General features: G+C 53.4%; 16 protein-coding genes and 1 riboswitch. Of the genes, 8 read left to right on the forward strand and 8 right to left on the reverse strand.

Features of this window, described 5'->3' with window-relative positions:
* Positions 1-248: 248 nt before the first annotated feature.
* The 7 genes from NST99_RS02005 to NST99_RS02035 all read right to left on the reverse strand — a co-directional run bounded on the left by NST99_RS02005 (position 249) and on the right by NST99_RS02035 (position 7,106).
* Complete coding sequence (locus NST99_RS02005) at positions 249-1,091, reverse strand: ABC transporter ATP-binding protein (protein ID WP_341089412.1); 843 nt, start codon at positions 1,089-1,091, stop codon at positions 249-251.
* A 19-nt stretch (positions 1,092-1,110) separates the two neighbouring features.
* Positions 1,111-1,872 (reverse strand): ABC transporter permease, encoded by a 762-nt coding sequence (locus NST99_RS02010; RefSeq protein ID WP_341089414.1) that lies wholly within the window; start codon positions 1,870-1,872, stop codon positions 1,111-1,113.
* Positions 1,869-2,162 carry a thiamine-binding protein gene (locus NST99_RS02015; protein WP_038585151.1) on the reverse strand — a complete coding sequence of 98 codons (294 nt, stop codon included), beginning with the start codon at positions 2,160-2,162 and terminating at the stop codon, positions 1,869-1,871. Before NST99_RS02015 ends, NST99_RS02010 begins: the two co-directional genes overlap by 4 nt.
* A 40-nt stretch (positions 2,163-2,202) precedes the next feature.
* A complete protein-coding gene (locus NST99_RS02020) occupies positions 2,203-3,273 on the reverse strand; it encodes an ABC transporter substrate-binding protein (protein WP_341089416.1) in 1,071 nt (356 codons plus the stop codon).
* A gap of 125 nt (positions 3,274-3,398) precedes the next feature.
* Positions 3,399-3,509, reverse strand: a riboswitch (TPP riboswitch).
* Between the two features lie 73 nt (positions 3,510-3,582).
* Entirely contained in the window at positions 3,583-4,980 is a 1,398-nt protein-coding gene (locus NST99_RS02025) for a hypothetical protein (RefSeq protein ID WP_341089418.1), read from the reverse strand.
* Positions 4,958-5,563, reverse strand: a complete 606-nt coding sequence (locus tag NST99_RS02030; protein ID WP_341089420.1) for a sigma-70 family RNA polymerase sigma factor — start codon at positions 5,561-5,563, stop codon at positions 4,958-4,960. Before NST99_RS02030 ends, NST99_RS02025 begins: the two co-directional genes overlap by 23 nt.
* Before the next feature lie 79 nt (positions 5,564-5,642).
* Positions 5,643-7,106: a hypothetical protein gene (locus NST99_RS02035; RefSeq protein ID WP_341089422.1), complete on the reverse strand. Its 1,464-nt coding sequence runs from the start codon at positions 7,104-7,106 to the stop codon at positions 5,643-5,645.
* A gap of 247 nt (positions 7,107-7,353) precedes the next feature.
* Here NST99_RS02035 and NST99_RS02040 point away from each other — a divergent pair, with 247 nt between their 5' ends.
* The 7 genes from NST99_RS02040 (at position 7,354) to NST99_RS02070 (ending at position 13,094) form a co-directional block, all read left to right on the forward strand.
* A complete protein-coding gene (locus NST99_RS02040; RefSeq protein WP_341089423.1) occupies positions 7,354-7,794 on the forward strand; it encodes a pyridoxamine 5'-phosphate oxidase family protein in 441 nt (146 codons plus the stop codon).
* A 270-nt stretch (positions 7,795-8,064) separates the two neighbouring features.
* The gene (locus NST99_RS02045) at positions 8,065-8,739 is read left to right on the forward strand and encodes a response regulator transcription factor (protein ID WP_341089426.1); all 675 of its coding nucleotides are present in this window, start codon (positions 8,065-8,067) and stop codon (positions 8,737-8,739) included.
* Entirely contained in the window at positions 8,736-10,163 is a 1,428-nt protein-coding gene (locus NST99_RS02050) for a sensor histidine kinase (RefSeq protein ID WP_341089427.1), read from the forward strand. Before NST99_RS02045 ends, NST99_RS02050 begins: the two co-directional genes overlap by 4 nt.
* 71 nt (positions 10,164-10,234) lie before the next feature.
* On the forward strand, positions 10,235-11,146 hold the full coding sequence (locus NST99_RS02055; RefSeq protein WP_341089428.1) for an ABC transporter ATP-binding protein: 912 nt from the start codon (positions 10,235-10,237) through the stop codon (positions 11,144-11,146).
* Positions 11,143-11,859 carry an ABC transporter permease gene (locus NST99_RS02060; protein ID WP_341089429.1) on the forward strand — a complete coding sequence of 239 codons (717 nt, stop codon included), beginning with the start codon at positions 11,143-11,145 and terminating at the stop codon, positions 11,857-11,859. The genes NST99_RS02055 and NST99_RS02060 overlap by 4 nt, the downstream gene beginning before the upstream one ends.
* Position 11,860: 1 nt before the next feature.
* The gene (locus NST99_RS02065; RefSeq protein WP_341089430.1) at positions 11,861-12,598 is read left to right on the forward strand and encodes an ABC transporter permease; all 738 of its coding nucleotides are present in this window, start codon (positions 11,861-11,863) and stop codon (positions 12,596-12,598) included.
* Positions 12,599-12,728: 130 nt separating this feature from the next.
* Positions 12,729-13,094 (forward strand): ArsR/SmtB family transcription factor, encoded by a 366-nt coding sequence (locus NST99_RS02070; protein WP_341089431.1) that lies wholly within the window; start codon positions 12,729-12,731, stop codon positions 13,092-13,094.
* 106 nt (positions 13,095-13,200) lie between these two features.
* Here NST99_RS02070 and NST99_RS02075 read toward each other — a convergent pair whose 3' ends face one another.
* The gene (locus NST99_RS02075; RefSeq protein WP_341089432.1) at positions 13,201-14,190 is read right to left on the reverse strand and encodes a cation diffusion facilitator family transporter; all 990 of its coding nucleotides are present in this window, start codon (positions 14,188-14,190) and stop codon (positions 13,201-13,203) included.
* A gap of 238 nt (positions 14,191-14,428) precedes the next feature.
* Between NST99_RS02075 and NST99_RS02080 the strand changes: the two genes are divergently transcribed.
* Entirely contained in the window at positions 14,429-16,756 is a 2,328-nt protein-coding gene (locus NST99_RS02080) for a heavy metal translocating P-type ATPase (RefSeq protein ID WP_445745012.1), read from the forward strand.
* Positions 16,757-16,835: the final 79 nt, after the last annotated feature.

Raw genomic sequence — 16,835 nt, forward strand, 5'->3', positions numbered from 1 at the left:
GAAATGGAAAAATGGCCTAATTACTGAATAATACAGGTAGTAATTCCCTCTAAATCAATATTAAGTGGGTTTTATATAAAATTAGCGGACAAGTTTCCTTTTGTTTGTGTTGCTGAGCCCTGCGCTGCTGAATCAGTGCGCATTCGTGTGCCGTTATCTTGAAATAACTACATATTAATAAGACCAGCCGTCCGGTTCATAGGGCGGCTGGTCTTTTGTAGAGGCTGTTAAGCGGATATCGCTTAAGACTACTTGGAACTCTTCGCCTGCTCTTCCCGCATCCACTGTGACAGCTGGCGCTTGAGCTGGAGGAATTCCGGCGAATCGGCGATTTCCTCACGGCGCGGCCGGGGAAACGGGACATCGACCGTATGCAGGACGGAGCCGGGACGTCCAGAGAACACATAGATGCGGCTGGAGAGCAGCAGCGCTTCTTCGATGTTGTGGGTGATGAACAGCACGGAGCGGCGGTTCTCCTCCCACAGCTCCAGCAGCCAGCGCTGCATTTCGCTGCGCGTCAGCGCATCCAGCGCGCTGAACGGCTCGTCCAGCAGCATCAGCTCCTGCGGCGCGAGCAGCGCCCGCAGGAAGGCAGCCCGCTGCTGCATGCCGCCCGACAGCATATGCGGGTAGGCCCGCTCGAAGCCGCCAAGGCCGACCTTGGCCAGCCAGTGGCGGGCGGTTTCCCGCGCCGCAGCCTGCGGCGCGCTCTTAAGCTCACCGGCGAGCAGGACGTTGTCCTCGATGCTTCGCCAAGGGAACAGCGCGGGCTGCTGCGGCATGTAGCTGATCTCTCCGCGCTGCCCTGTAACAAGGTTGCCGTTCATGCTTACCGTTCCGGCATCCGGCAGCTCCAGGCCCCCGATAATATGGAATAAAGTGCTTTTTCCGCAGCCTGAGGGTCCGACAATCGAGACGAATTCCTGCGGCCGCACTGTAAGGGATACGTTATCCAGCACGCGGGTTTCGCGGCGGCGGTGGGTGAAGGTTTTGGAGATTCCTTTTACCTCAAGTGCAGGCGGTAAGGTCCTGGCTTCAGGAATGCCGGCTGCTTCAGTGCCGGATGGCGGGTTATCTGTAATATGCGGCATTGTCGGCCATCCTCCTTTTCTAGGAACTTTTGCGCGGCTTCCAGCGCACCAGCCATTTCTCCAGCAGCGCGATAAGTGCGAACAGCACAAGACTGAGCAGCACGATGATGGCAATGGCGACGAATACGCGGTCTGTGCGGTAAGCGGATTTTTGCAGCAGCATGTAGTAGCCGATGCCCTTGTCAGCTCCGATCCATTCCGCGACAACAGCGCCCATTACGGCGTAGGTGGCCGAAATTTTAAGCCCCGAGAACAGGGCGGGCAGGGAGCCCGGAAGCTCCAGCTTGGTGAAGATCTGCCATTTGTTCGCGCCGGCCATCTTCATATAGTTCAGCATGGTCCGGTCGCTTTGCATCAGGCCGCCCATGGCGGCGACTGAAACCGGGAAGAAGCAGACAAGTGTAATCAGGACAACCTTCGGCAGCAGCCCGAAGCCGAACCAGATAATCAGCAGCGGCGCGAGCGCAATCGAGGGCACATTCTGACTGAGAATGAGCAGCGGGTAGAGAGCTCTCTTGAGCCAAGGCAGCAGATGCAGCAGCAGGGCAACAATAAGACCCACGCCTGTGCCGATGGGGAAGCCGATCAGGGTAAGGCGCAGCGTAGCCGCTGTATGTGCCCAAATGCCGGAAGCATTGCCCGAGGTTTCCCGGGCGATATCGCTTGGGCTGGGAAGGATCCATGACTCGATATGGAACAGGGATACCGAAACTTGCCATAACCCCAGAAAAAAGACGACCGCCACAAGGGGCGGCCAAATCTGTTTCCAATACGATCTCACGGCCGGTATTTCTCCGTCAGTTTGTCCATGCTGATTCCATTCGGGTTATGGGCGATTTTGATCTGGGAGATGACGCTCGGACTGCCTGCGGCAATCAGCGCTTCATGCATCTGGCGCACAACCTCAAGCAGCTCGGTGATGTCGCCCTCCATCGTGGTCTCCAGCGGGTTCACCTGATGTTTTACACCGGATTTCTGAATCACTTCGATGGCTTTGTCCACGTAAGGAATCGAATCCTCGTTGTTCGGAGTTTTGGGAATTACCTGAATGCTTAGCAATGTATTGGCCACAATATATCAATCCTCTCAGTTTAAATCACTTCATCCTTAATCAGTTAGCTGGCAAAAACTCATTCGTAAATGTGCTTGGAACATCCAGCGGCTGATCGAGCAGCTTCAGGCCATACATCCAGTCGGCGTAATCCTGCCAGACCTCGCTCTTCTGCTCGCCCCAGCGGACGGCATCATCCTTGTATTTCGGGCTGAGCCATTTCTGGCTGGCCAGGACCAGCTTGGGGTCCAGCTCAGGAACAGCTTTGGAAAGAATGGCTGCGGCTTCCTCCGGCTGATCAATGGCGTATTGATAACCTTTCGAGGTAGCCTTAAGGAAAGTCTTCACCAGCTCCGGATGTTCGGCAATTTCCTTCTCGCTCGTAGTCAGTACCGGCGTGTAGTAATCGAGCTGGGGTGCATAATCCTTGAGGTAGAGCATGTCGAGCGGTTCTCCGCGCAGCTCCGCTTCAATCCCGGTCCAGGCATAGAAGATCCAGGCAAAATCAATGTCGCGTTTCACGGCGGTGAAGAAGTCCGCTTCACCGATGTTCACCAGCTTCACCTTTTTCACATCTCCGCCTTCGGGGTCCATAATGGCTTTCATGGCCGCTTCTTCGGCAGGGGAACCCCAGCCGCCGTAGGTTTTGCCTTCGAAATCCTTCGGTGTCTTAATATTGCGGTTTTTCGGTGCAGCGAACCCGGAGGTATTATGCTGAATGATAGCGGCGATGGACACAAGCGGCACCTTCTGCAGGCGGGCCAGCGTCAGTGCCTCTTGGGCACTGATGCCAAAAGCGGCTTCGCCCGAGGTAACCATCGTGTCGGAACCGGCAGCGCCCGGCTGCACGATTTCAACATCCAGCCCTTCCTCTTCGTAATAGCCCAGCTCTTTTGCCGCATAAAGCCCGGTATGATTCGTATTCGGCGTCCAGTCCAGCGCGACCTTGACCTTGGTCAGCTCCTTCGGAGCGTCCGTTGCTGCCCCGGCAGTGGTTTCAGGAGCAGCGGTGCTGTTCCCGGCAGTCTCTGCCGCATTCCCCCCGGAGTTCCCATTGCTATTGCCGCATCCGGCAATGGCAAAGACCAGCATGCAGGTGAGGCTGAGCTTTAATACTTTTGTGACTCCCATTTCTCTTCTTCTCTCCTTCCAGCAACCCTAGTCTTCCAAATTCTGAATAGTCCCATACAAAAAAGGTGCCCCGAGAATCGGGACACCAGTTACTTGCGCAAGGTTGTGGCTTGGGCCATAAACGGCCGTAAGCGATTGACGATTCCTACGCTGGCATTATCCAGATCAGGTATAAGGGTCAGTATCTTGTGGGATACAATCTCAGCCGGCCAATTCCAGCACCCCTGGTACTATGAAGTTATAGGTATTGCTGTGTTCTTACGGTGTATTATAGACGCCTGCTCCATAGTTGTCCAGTAGCAACTCTGCTTAGCTATCAAGCTTCAGCGGCAGGCGCCACGGCCCTTTGAGCAGAAAATGCGGCTCGGACAGCTTAAAACGCAGCTTATCCTCCCCGGGTTTTGTTTCTAAATGGAGGGTCTTCATCACGCCGTAGGTCTGGTCCATATTCACCCAAGAGAACGAGCTGTTGTCCGCCTGCCCCGGATAGCGAATAAGAAAATGCTTCAGCGTCCGCAGCTTTGCGGCATTGAAATTCACATTCACATCGACGCTGGCAGCCGTCTCGCCGGTACGTTCAATGCGGGTGAACTCTACCGGAAAGCCCGCGATTTCCGCGCGTGTGTGGAGCATTTGCTCCTGGCCGATATCAGGCAGCGGAATCTCTACTTCTGCAGATACAGCGTCATGATCTGAAACTTCAATATAAGGAATGAAGACCGTATAAGGCCAAGCGCCCGCCCCGGCAGTCTCATGAAACCGGAAGTCGGAAGGATAGGACATGGATTCAGGCTGCTCCAGTGCCGCCTTTTCTCCTGCTGCGTTCTCTATATAGAGACCTGATCCAGGGACCAGCGGCTCCAGTCCGTAAGCATGGACAGTCAGCCCGGATTCCGCCGTCAGAGTGGGCAATAACTGGACACGGACAAGCCCGCCGCCAAGGTCCACCGGAAAAGCAGTAATCCGCACATCCTGCTGTATATCGCTTGCGCCGAGTTCCCCGAGCTCCTCAGCTGTCTTCGGAGCGGTGAGCTGTAACGGACCAACGGTTGTGCCGACCAGATGCAGGGTTAGAAGATTATCCTTCTTCAGTTGCAGCGGTTGAGTTGAACTGTAGCTGCCGTACCACTCACTCTCCGAGGACGAACGCATGTAAGAGGTGAAAGTATAGCGGTTGCCGCCGATATTTGCCTCAAATTCGCTGACTTCAGGGACTTTCCGGCCGCGAAGCGTAATACTCCCGCCAAGCTCTTGCAGGAGAACGGCATCTACGGTCAGACTTCCGTCCCCCAGAGCAATATCATAGGGTTTGCCCAGCACATAGATCCGGTCACCGGGGCTGTTCTCCACGACGGTGCCGAAGCCAGGAAGGAAACTCAGCGCCTTTCTTAACCCGGCCTGTACCTCAGGAGAGAAGGCGAGCATACCGGCAGCAATGAGTATTACCGCTGCTGCGGCCGCGAAGATATTCCGCCTCCGGGATCTCCGGGCGAAGGAACGGACGGTGTGGACAGCGGCTTCAGGCTCCAGACGGGCAAGTGTACGTGCTTTGATGCGGGCGAGCGAAGCTGTCTCCTCTTCGTCTGCCAGGTGCGGACCTTGGTTAATCTCCGGCAGTACACCTAAGGCAAGCTCCGCATCACTGAAGTTCATAGAATCAATCATTCCGAACAGGCGCTGTTCCTCAATTTTCATGTCTTTGGCCATGTTGCGCCTCCTTTCCCTGACTCTCAGACAGGCCTAGCGCCTGCTTGAGCAGCGTCCGGCAACGGTATAAGCGGCTTTCGACTGCCTTTTTACTGAGACTGAAGGTTTGCGCAAGCTGATCAAGGCTCTCATAGAGGAAATATCTGCGCAGAAACAGGCTGCGGTCCGGTTCGCCCATCTGCTGCACGCAGCCGATCAATTCACTGGCCGTCTCGCGGGAAAGAACTTCCTGTTCGGCGGAAATTTCGTTCCGTGCAGCTCCGGCAGCAGCTGCTTCCCCGGTTCCGCCCCGGCGCAGCAGCTTGCGCCTCAGATCCAGTGCTTTGTATTTGGCCAGCAGGAACAGCCAGGTGCGGAAGGAGGCACGCTCGGGCTCATAACGGCTGATTCCGCTCCATGCCGCCATAAACACATCGCTCACACATTCCTCAACATCCTCCGCGCTTCCGGTGCCGGACAGAATACGCCGGACCAGTCTCTGCACATCGGGGCCAAAGAGATCAATCGCTTCTGCGAGTGCCTTTTTATCTTTGTTTTTGAACCGCCCGGCCCATGCCAGGCTGTCATTTGGATTGAACGTCATAGGCAACCTCCGGCGTATATACTATTCAATACTACGTCGCCCGAAGGGCAAATCACTCATGATAGTTTCCGGAAGCTTATCAATCCTTGGTATAAAATCTTTTTCTGCGGCGGCTGCGGATTCCGTTCCACAGCTCTTTCAGCGTCAGGAGGATGCTGACGAGGATCCCGGTGAAGGTGAGCAGCAGTGCCAAATATTCAAAAGGAGAGTATTCCAGCATTTTGCTCCATTCAATGCGTCCCTTCAAGTCTTCAATAACCTGGTTCATCCCGTAGATGCCGCTCACCACTGTAAAGACAGTCAGAATCATCAGCAGCGTATCCCGGCGTTTAGCCTGGAATTTCTCCTGGTACTGGAACAGGTCGTTCAGGGTCATTTTGACTTCATCAAAGAGGGCGTCATTGCCGTATACTTTGCGCAGCTGGATGAAGATCTCCCGGCCCTGCGACTGTGAAATCAGCTCCAGAAAATAAAACTTGGCCGAAAACTTGTTGATCAGGAAGATCAGATTTTCAATTTGATCATAATCGTGGTTGATACGCAGCCGGGAGTGGAGATTGGAAAGCTTCAACAGGACGATTTTGTGGAAAATACTAAGGAGCAGCCCGTAGTAATACTGCCCGTACATCTGATTGACCAGTGGAGTGGCTACCTCCGGTTCGGCCCGGCTCAGGCAGCAGAAAGTCTGCTCGTTGGTCATATAGTAGGTATCCGGCCCCCAGCGGTTGTACGAATGTGCCTGGCAGTACTCTTCGATATACTCGGGATCGCTGGCGCTGATATAGGGTTTTCCGTCCAGATTCAGCCCATCCAGCTGGGAGGCGCGGTAACGCAGCTCCACGCTGATCTCGTCTGCATCCTCCTGCCGGTTGAAGCCATAAAAGGCTTGGACCAGCATTCGTTCGTCTACGAAGAAGGGAAGTGTCTCAAAATAGGCCCCGTCAATTTCCGATTGGTCCATAAACGGCTGCAGGCCATCGGCCAGATTCCTGAACACAAAATCCTCCACCTGATCGAAGGTTTTGTCCTGGTAATGGATATAGGTATGTTTGTCCTGGTAGGAGACATCCTCGAGTGTGCGGAAACGGTCGGCGAATTCCAGCGCTGTGCTGAAGGGCAGGTTCTCTTCCTCGATGCGGACTCTTACGGTCAGAAATCCAAGCTGAAACGGACAAATGAATACATCCGTCGAGAGTACCCGGAAGTTTACGGATTGCTGTGTCATTTCCAGCCTGCAGGCCAGATTGTTTACCCGGGAAAACCGGCGGAAGGAATCTTCTTTATCCTTGTCCCGCGGGAATAAGACATGGGCTGCGAACGGCAGATAGCTCCGCTCCATTTTCTCATGGGATACGCAGTAGCCTTCGCCGTAATAAGCATCCTCCAGCTCTTTGTTGTTGAGAAAAAATCGGGTGAAGCCGTCAAGCCCAAGCTGCCGGGCCAGGCTCTTGTCCTCACCGTCCTTGATGGAGAAGGGGAAAATAAACTGCAGCAGAACGGTATGTAGTGTAGGTTCGGTGTGTTCGGAGAAATGCTCAGTCATTAACGATTCCACCCTTATGCACAGGATTTTGACATCTTCTATATTACCCTAATTTCCAGGCTGCCAAGCTGAGTGAAAATAGGATTCCTGCAATAATGGCCAGCGTCTGCAGCCACGGCGATGACATACACCCAGCCCCAGGGCGGGAGAAAAGCATAAGTGAGTTCATGATTTTGTCCCGGATTCATTCTGAACCGGACGGGTACACTATAATAAGCACACATATTGGAAAGGAGCTGTTTCGTCAATGGATAACAATGAGCTGGAGCAAAATATCATCAAAGCGCTGGATGACAATAAGTTCGGTTCCTTCGGCACGATAGAAGCCGGCAACAAACCTAAGGTGCGTTATATGGCAGTATTTCATGAGGGGTTAAACATTTACCTCGCTACCAACCGGAAGACGCATAAGGTAGAAGAGCTGAAGGATAATCCGCATGCTTTTTTGCTGCTTGGATATGAAAAGGGCGGCGGCAAGGATGTGCTGGAGATCGAAGCAACAGTCGCCGTTACCAGGGATGAAGGCTTACGGGCCAAAGTATGGGACCAATCACTGGAGAAATGGTTCAAAGGACCGGATGATCCTGACTATGTCATTCTGGAGCTTACACCGGCACGGATAGAGTATGTCGGCAAAAACGAAGAGCATGGCGTTTGGCAGCCTGCGGCCGCAGTTAACGGCAAATAAACCTAAGATATGAAACAGCTGGCCATCGTAAACCCTACGGTTTATAGATGGCTTTTTGCCGTCCGGAGGATAGCTGGCTTATGGTAAATCATGTTACAATTAGAGGGCTGAAAATTTGAAATTTAGACGTACTCGATAATGTTACCGGTCCGGTTCCTTTGGTGCTAATCAATACAACCTATACCCTCCCCGAAGCGCAGACGGTAATCCGCCGCCTTCGGGTTTTTATGATGTCCTGCCATTTCCACCGAGAAAGGAATTGAAAGCTAAATGAGCGTTACATTGTTATATGTTGAAGATGACAGGGAGATTGGCAGTGCGGTTTCCGCCGATCTTCGGGAACGCCAGTATGCCGTCCGCTGGCTGGAGAGCGGTGAAGGGGCAGTGGAGGCGGCTGCCGGCTGTCAGTTAGCCATTCTCGATGTCATGCTGCCCGGTCTTGACGGCTTCACCGTTGGGCAGCGGCTGAAGCGGACGTATCCGGGGCTGCCAATTCTGATGCTCTCCGCCCGCACCTCCATCGACGATAAGCTCCAGGGGCTGGAATTTGCCGATGATTATTTAACCAAGCCGTTTCACCCGGATGAGCTGGTCGCACGGATTGAAGTCCTGCTGAGAAGGAGCGGTGCTGCGGCACCTGCACCGTTAAGGATTAAGCATCTGATCGTCCATGAAGGGGAACACCTTATTCAAGAAGCGGCAAGCGGCAAAGAAATCCTGTTAACCGGCAAGCAGTTTCAGATATTCTCCTACCTGCTCCGCCATCTTGGGCAGATTCTGACCAAGGAACAGATCTATGAAGCCGTCTGGGGTGAGGCTTACATAGAGGGCGACAAGACACTGATGGTACATATCCGTTATTTGCGCGAGAAGCTGGAGCTTGACCCGGCTGCACCCGAGATTATAGAGACGGTCCGGGGAATCGGCTACCGGGTGAGAGCATGAGGGCCATTAGGCGCTTGTATAAACTGCGCAGTTCGCTGCTCTCCCGCTACCTGCTGATCATTATTGCAGCGCTGCTGTTCCTGCCTGTCATGATGACGGCAACCTTTGTCGGATACGGCCTATTCAGCGCATGGACCCGGGAAGGTCCGCCTGATGAGTATGCCCCTTACTCCAGAATCACCAAGCTGGAGACCATGTGGCATCAGGAAGCGCTGGATCTGCTGGGCAAACCGCCGGAGGCGATCAATGAGCGGATGCGGCAGCTCAGCAGTGAGTATCCTTTGGCCGGGATGTTCTGGGTAGACAGCCACGGGAAAACCAGGCTAAGCCTTATGCCGGAAGATCCCGAGCTGCAGAAGCAGGTAAAGGGTGATGCTTTGCCCGCGCAGTGGAGTGCTGCAGAGGCGGTTGCCTTTATGAAAAAGAGCACAGAGCTTAATCCGCTCGCCATTGTCGCCTTTGTAGGAGACCGTGCGGAAGCCGGAGAAGGTTTTATGGTGATGCAAATTCCGGATGCATTGAGGGATGAAGAAAGTATTGATGGGCTAAGCTCGTGGTATTTAATCGTTCTGGTTTTGTTTTTTGCCGGCTTCATTGTGGTGTCGCTGCTGTTCTTCATAGGGATCCGGACCCGGCTGCTGCGCCTGCAGACGGCGATGAGTTTCACGGGCGGGGCCGGAATTCCGAAGCCCGTTACTTCTGGCGGCAGAACGGATGAGATTGGCCGTCTGGAGGAGGCCTTTAATACGATGGTGACTGAGCTTACTGCCAGCCGGTCTAGAGAGGCGGAAGAGGAGGGGCTGCGCAAGCGCCTGGTTTCCGATCTGTCGCATGATTTGCGGACTCCCCTCACCGTAATCCGTACTCATCTCCATGTGCTGGGCAAGGAAAGCCTATCGCCGCGCGGGCAGGAATCGCTGGAGCTGATGGATGAACGGATTGCCGGGCTCAGCGTGCTGATCGAGAATCTGCTCTCTTATAATCTGCTCAGCAGCGGAAAGATAACGCTGAAGCTGGAGCGCAGGGACGTGCTGCGGCTGCTGCGCGAAAGTGCCGCCGCCTGGTATCCGCTTTGGGAGAAGGAAGGGTTCCAGGTTGATATTGACCTGGAGGGTGAACCTCTATACTGGACTATAGACGAGAGCTGGTTCCGCCGGATTCTGGACAACCTGTTTCAGAATATCCTGCGCCATGCCCGCTGCGGACTATATGTAGGCATTGCGCTGGAAGTCCGGGACAGCCGCCCTGTGATTATCGTCTCGGACCATGGCAAGGGAATGATGAGCAACTCTGACTCCAAAGGGGCAGGACTTGGTTTGTCTATTGTAGAGCTGCTGCTTAAGCGGATGGAGCTGGAATGGACGGTCGACAGCAGTGAGCAGGGTACCTCTATTGTCATTTCTCAGCGCCGGGATAAAATTTAAACGAAATTTAAACTTGCTGCCGCCGCTCTTTTAACCTTGGGACGTTATGCTAGTTACCGAGGTGAACGAGAATGAAAGAAACTGTGATTGAAACAAAGGATTTACTGAAGGAATACCGCGGCCGGGCTGCGGTGGAGCGTTTGAACCTGAATATTGGTAAAGGTGAAATTTACGGCTTTCTTGGACCCAACGGCGCAGGCAAAACAACGACTATCCGCATGCTGCTGGGGCTGATCAAGCCGACATCGGGGCAAATCAAGGTATTCGGCCAGGAGCTCCGTAAAAACAAGCTGCAGATTCTGCGCAAAGTGGGGTCGCTTGTGGAGTCCCCGTCATATTACGGGCATTTGAGTGCACTGGACAATCTGGAGGCGATCCGCCGGATTCTTAATGTGCCTAAGCAGCGGATCGCCGAGGTGCTGGATATTGTCTCGCTGACAGGAGAAGAAAAGCGGCCTGTGAAGGGCTTCTCGCTGGGCATGAAGCAGCGGCTGGGTATTGCTGCCGCACTGCTCGGGAGTCCGGAGCTGCTGATCCTTGATGAGCCGACCAACGGACTTGATCCGTCAGGTATACAGGAGATCCGCTCGCTGATCAAGCGGCTTCCGGAAGAGCAGGGAATTACCGTGCTTGTGTCCAGTCACCTGCTGAGCGAAATTGAACAGATGGCGGATACGGTCGGCATTATCCGCCAGGGCAAGATGGTTTATCAGGACTCCATTGTCCATCTGCAGCAGCAGGCGGCAGGAGACCTCCGGCTTGCCGTATCCGAGCCGGAAGCAGCACTGGCGCTCGCCTTGCGAAGAGGCTGCGGCGGTGAAATGCAGGAAGGGCGGCTCGTGCTGCCGCGGATGAGCGATGCCAGAGTGGCGCTCCTGATTAAAGAACTGGTCGAGGATGGACATGCAATCTACAGGGTGGAAGAACGCAGACAATCACTGGAGGAATTCTTCCTGCAGGTTGTTGAGGGAGGCGCATCATGATGTGGCGGGCGCTGTCGGCTGACTGGCTCAAAATCCGCGGCAAAGGGCTGTGGTTTCTGGTCTTCCTTGGCCCCATCGGCCTGCTTGCCATGCAGGGGCTGAACTTTGGGCTACGTTACGATTATCTGACCCAGCAATATCATGCCGATTTATGGGGCGGGCTGCTCAGCAATGTGGCTGACTTCGTTCCGGTGGCTCTTTATCTGGGGGGCACGCTGATCTGTTCGATGATGGCCAACGTGGAGCACCAAATGAGCTCGTGGAAGCAGCTCCTGGCGTTGCCGATTTCCCGGACCTCTGTCTTTATGGCCAAGCTGCTGCTCTGCCTGCTGCTGCTTACTATCTCCTGTCTGCTGCTGGCGGCGGGTACGGTGGGCTTGGGAGTGATCCTCGGGTTCCAGTCGCAGCCAATCCCTTATGCGAAGGTGCTGCAAATCGGCTTTGCTTCTTATGCTGCAGCACTCCCGGTGATCTCACTGCAGCTGTGGTTCTCCCTGTCCAGCCGCAATCAGACGTTTCCGGTGTCGGTGGGAATTACCTTGTCGCTGCTAAGCATCTTCTCCTTGTTTCTGTCGGAATGGGTTCCCCTGAGCTGGCCGGCCCTAGCCTGGAGCGCTCCCCGGCCCTGGCTGTTCAGCGGAGCAGGCTTGCTGCTTGGCTTGCTGATTCTGCTGCCGGGATCCATACATTTTGCGCGAAAGGATGTGGACTAGGATGAGAACCTTTTGGAGAGTTCTATCGGCTGAGAAGCTGAAAATGTCCAAATCTCATATCTGGCTGCTTATTTTGCTCAGTCCGGCTGTCGCGCTGCCTATCGGAGGGCTAGCCGATATGCAGGATGATGGGCAGATCACCTGGCAGGTGCTGCTGAGTGTAATGTCGCTAATGCATTCAATGTTGTTCCTTCCCGTGCTCGCCGGCATATTTGCGGCTTTAATCTGCCGTTCCGAGCATACCGACGGTGGCTGGAAGCAGTTGTTGTCCCTGCCTGTAACACGAAGTTCTGTGTACCTGGCTAAATTCACACTGATAATGGGAATGCTGGCCGCCGTGCAGCTGCTGTTTATAGTTATGGTGGTAAGCATGGGGATATATCGCGGTGCGGAAGGTGCTGTGCCTTGGCAGCTGCTTCTCACCAGCCTCTTCGGCGGCTGGTTCGCCTGCCTGCCGCTGGCCGCGCTGCAATTGGCAGTATCCCAGGGCTGGAGCAGCTTCGGCGCACCGCTGGCACTGAATGTAAGCCTGACTTTACCGAATATGCTCATCTCCAATTCAGCCACCTACGGCCCATATTATCCCTGGGTGCAGCCGCTGCTGGCCATGTCTCCTTACGGTGAAGATAAGTTCGGAGCTTTTAATTTGCCGATGGAGAGTTTGATGCTGGTAGTTACAGGAAGCCTGGTTCTCTTTTTGGCGGGAGGCCTGCTCCACTTCTTGCGCAAAGCGGTATAATATCTCTATGCTGCATGCAGTGCTGAATCCTTCTCATGGACATCCGGTGAAGTTTTTTCTATAATTAATCGTAGAAGATACTATTAACAACCAGTAACACCGGATAAGCATATTAGAGGAGGGCGAGAGCATGGAGCCTGAGGCACTTGAAGAATGCGACAACACATGCAATGGTTCGGAGCTGGAACCGGAATCTATGGCGCTGATTCTGCCGGACCGCGGAACAACGGATAAAATGGCGGAAATGTTCAAAGCACTGGGCGACCCGACCCGGGTACGGCTCATTTACGCTTTGTCGCAGAGAGAGCTGTGTGTGCACGATTTGTCGGTTATCCTCGACATGGGGCAATCGGCCGTATCCCATCAGCTCCGCTATTTGCGCAATCTGCGGATCGTAAAGCGCCGCAAGGAAGGCAAGACGGTCTATTATTCACTAAACGATGCGCATGTGGAACAGATTTTTCTGCAGACGCATGAGCATATCAGACATGAATAGATTTTCATGAGAACTCAGCTGTAAACACAAAACCGTCCTGCGCTAGCTTTAGCGCAAGGACGGTTTCTTTTGTTTGCGTCAGGAGATTTCACCGTCCTAGCGCACGTTATACCTTCAAGCTTCTGTGCTTCATGGAGGAGTCCTCAATTTGCAGTGTCGAATGATGAATGCCGAAAGTTTCTTCCACGAGACTGGTGGCCTCCTGGAGAACACGCTGATGATCCTTAGGGTCCTGAATCAGCAGATGGCCGCTAAGCGCATCCAGCCCTGAGGTAATGGTCCAGATATGCAGGTCATGAACCTCGATGACTCCGTCAATGCGCAGCAGCGCTTCTTGTACATCACGGGTATTCACGTTAAGCGGAGTTCCTTCCATTAAAATATGGAATGCCTGTTTAATTACGCCCCAGGCTCCTCTCAGGATGAGCAGTGCTACAAGCACGCTGATGATTGGATCTGCAATATACCAGGAGAACAATTTCATGATTAACCCGGCAAGCAGAGCTCCGACCGAGCCTAATGCATCACTAACGATATGAAGATAGGCACTGCGGACATTGATGTTCTCTTGCACATTGCTTTTTCGCATTAAAGACCATGCACTGACCAGGTTAGCCAGCAGTCCGACTGCCGCAATGATCATCATTGTACCGCTTGCTACCTCCGGGGGTGAGAAGAACCGCTGGTACGCTTCCCATATAATAAATCCGGCAATGATAAACAGCGTAACTCCGTTGAATAAGGCTGCCATAATCTCAAATCTGTAGTAGCCGTAAGAATTTTTCAGAGAAGGGGGCTTTACAGCAAAGATCATGGCGACAAGACTTAAGGCCAGCGAAACCGTATCGCCCAGCATATGGCCGGAGTCTGACAGGAGGGCTAAGCTGCCCGTAACCAGGCCGCCGAAGAACTCCAGCAGCATGATGCTTCCGGTAATGATCAGAGCGATTAATAGGCCTTTGAGGTTATCGGGGGCGTGAGAGTGGGAATGAGAATGAGAATGGCCGGAATGATTATGTTCCGAATGATGGTGTCCGTGCTCCTGCTCCTGATGTTCATGCTTATGGTGGCTATCGTTGTGTTGATGATTTGTCATACAGGTACCCCTTCCTAAAATAACATATGAATGATTGCTCATATGTTAATAGTATTCGCAACTGAGCTGAATTACAAGTCCCTTTTGGAAACAATTGTGATCTTCTTATCATTTTAAAAAAAGTGGTGAAGTATACGGAATCTGCATTGACACTGCAAGTTTAGGGAGAATATAATATGTGTAAGTAAACATATGAACAGATACTCATATATAGATTTTTCCAAGGGAGATGAGTGATTTGAATGCGGTGGAGGGAAACGTAAGACGTCAGTGGGTGCTCGAAGGTCTGGATTGCGCAAATTGCGCCATGAAAATTGAGAACAAGGTGAAAAAGATTGAAGGAGTGTCATCCTGCTCCGTAAATTTCACCATGAAGATGATGACACTGGAGACTGCCGCAGCTTATGCGGACACGGCAGCCGAAGAGGCAAAGCGGACAGTAACTACCCTTGAGCCGCATGTGAAGCTGAAGGAGGTTCAAACTGCCGGTGCAAGGAAGAAGCAACAGGCTGCTGCCGTGAATTTTGCATCCTCAGAAGCACAAGGGCAAGCCCACAGTCATGCTCAACATGAACATCAGGGCCACACTCACGGACATAGCCAGGGGGAGGCCCACGGACATAGTCACACTCATGGCAGTGATGAAGCCCATAATCATGATCATGCACATGATGAAGCTCATGGCCACTCCCATAGCCATGAGCATGGGGAAGGGGATACGCACAAAATCCTGCTGCGGCTGGGCGCCGGCGGAATTCTAGCGGCAGCCGGAATGTTCCTGCCGGTCAGCGGATTCACGGAGCTGCTGATTTTCCTGGCTGCTTATTTTATTGTCGGCGGCGAGGTCGTCTGGTCAGCCGCAAGGAATATTGTCCGCGGCCAAGTGTTCGATGAGAATTTCCTGATGGCACTGGCGACGATCGGAGCTTTCGCCATCGGCGAGTACCCGGAAGGCGTTGCTGTCATGCTCTTTTATCAGGTCGGCGAACTCTTCCAGGGCCTGGCAGTTAACCGTTCCCGCCGCTCCATTACAGCGCTGATGGATATCCGTCCGGAATTTGCCTTTCTTAAGGAAGGGGAGCAGCTGAGAAAAGTATCGCCGGAGGAAGTAGCCGTTGGAGACATCATTGTTATCAAGCCGGGTGAGAAGGTGCCGCTTGACGGAACAATCCTCGAGGGCAGTGCAATGATGGATACGTCCGCACTTACCGGAGAATCGGTGCCACGCTCGGCTGAGCCGGGCGCTCAGGTGCTAAGCGGCTTTATCAACCGCAACGGTGTGATTACCGTTCAGGTCACTCAAACCTTCGGAGAATCAGCGGTATCCAAAATTCTTGAACTGGTGCAGAATGCTTCCAGCAACAAGGCGAAAACAGAGAATTTCATTACGAAATTTGCCCGGGCCTACACTCCGGTTGTAGTCATTACAGCTCTGCTGCTGGCAGTACTGCCGCCACTGTTTATCAGTGGGGCCACCTTCTCGGATTGGATCTACCGGGCGCTTGTCTTCCTCGTCATTTCCTGCCCCTGCGCGCTGGTTGTCTCCATTCCGCTTGGCTTCTTCGGCGGCATTGGAGCGGCTTCCCGGAATGGCATTCTGGTTAAAGGCAGCAATTATCTTGAGGCACTGAATGATGTGAAGATTGTTGTGTTCGATAAGACGGGAACGCTGACAAAAGGGCAGTTCAAAGTTACTGGCATCTTTCCAACGGAAGGTATTGCCGAGAGCGAGCTGCTGCGGCTTGCCGCTTATGCGGAGAGTCATTCGCCCCATCCTATTGCGGAATCCATCCGGTCGGCTTACGGCGCAGATATTCCGGGTGAAGCTATTGCTGATTACAATGAAATTTCCGGTCATGGGATAGCCGTTACTGTAGAAGGCAGGGCAGTACTCGCCGGAAATGCCCGGCTCATGGAGCGCGAGGGGATCTCCAGCCGGACTCCTGAGGTGAGCGGAACAATCGTTCATATCGCTGTTGATGAACAATATGCAGGATATCTGGTTATATCTGATGAAGTGAAGGACGACTCCCTTCAGGCGATCCGCAAACTGAAGGCGCTGGGCATCCGCAAGACGGTCATGCTGACAGGTGACGCTTCGTCGGTAGCGGAGGCTGTCGGGCGCCAGCTGGGAATTGATGAAATTTATGCCGAGCTTCTGCCGCAGCATAAAGTAGAAGCTGTCGAAAGATTAGAGAAGGAAAAGTCACAGCGGGAGAAAATTATTTTTGTCGGCGACGGAATCAACGATACCCCTGTGCTGGCGAGGGCAGACGTGGGCATTGCAATGGGCGGACTTGGCTCGGATGCAGCGATTGAAGCGGCGGATATTGTCATTATGACCGACGAACCGTCGAAGATTGCGGCAGCCATCGGAATAGCCAAGCGGACGCGGAGCATTGTATGGCAGAATATAATTTTTGCCCTGGCGGTCAAGGCGGTCTTTCTGCTGTTGGGTGCATTCGGGATTGCTACAATGTGGGAGGCAGTATTCTCGGATGTGGGTGTAACCGTACTTGCTGTGCTGAACAGCATCAGGGCGCTGCAGGCACCTAAATCGGAATGAATGTCATAGGAGTCCTGAAGCTATATCAGTTGAACTAAAGAACTACCAAGAGGCAAAAGCAGCGGAATAAATTCAAGAA

This window comes from Paenibacillus sp. FSL L8-0470 (assembly GCF_038008625.1).
GTDB lineage: Bacteria > Bacillota > Bacilli > Paenibacillales > Paenibacillaceae > Paenibacillus_AQ.